Source organism: Acinetobacter sp. ANC_7513 (assembly GCF_056779915.1).
In genome coordinates this window covers 1-390 of the sequence record NZ_JBWYIW010000030.1, presented here as the reverse complement: position 1 = coordinate 390, position 390 = coordinate 1, and the positions used below count along the sequence as shown (strand labels likewise).

The 390-nt window shown below is 41.0% G+C and carries 2 pseudogenes; both read right to left on the bottom strand.

From position 1 onward, the window contains the following. Window positions 1-238 (bottom strand): annotated as a pseudogene (locus AC1M9B_RS14395) (3-oxoadipate enol-lactonase); the annotation flags it as partial. Window positions 239-286: 48 nt separating this feature from the next. Further along, a pseudogene (locus tag AC1M9B_RS14390) lies at window positions 287-390 on the bottom strand (hypothetical protein); the annotation flags it as partial.

The following is a 390-nucleotide window of genomic DNA, read 5'->3' as shown; positions in this document are numbered from 1 at the left end:
AATTCACCACATCTTGACCAAGTTGATCAATGGTATATGGACCTTGAGGCGCGTCCGATGCACCATGACCACGTGTGTCATAACAAATCACATAATGAGAAGCTTTAAAAAACTCAATTTGTGATTGCCACATGCTGAAATTTGTCCCTAAAGAGTTAGAGAAAATAAGAGCAGGCTTGCTTGAATCACCAAAAGTTTGATAATTGATTTGCGCATCATTTGAAGAAAAAGTAGGCATAGAATCCCTCCCGACCTCCCTTGAGAAAAGGGAGGGGGTTTTTAATAGTTAAACACGTTCGATAATTAAAGCGATGCCTTGACCCACACCGATACACATAGAGCACAATGCATATTTGCCACCAGTTGCTTCTAGTTGATTCAGTGCAGTCG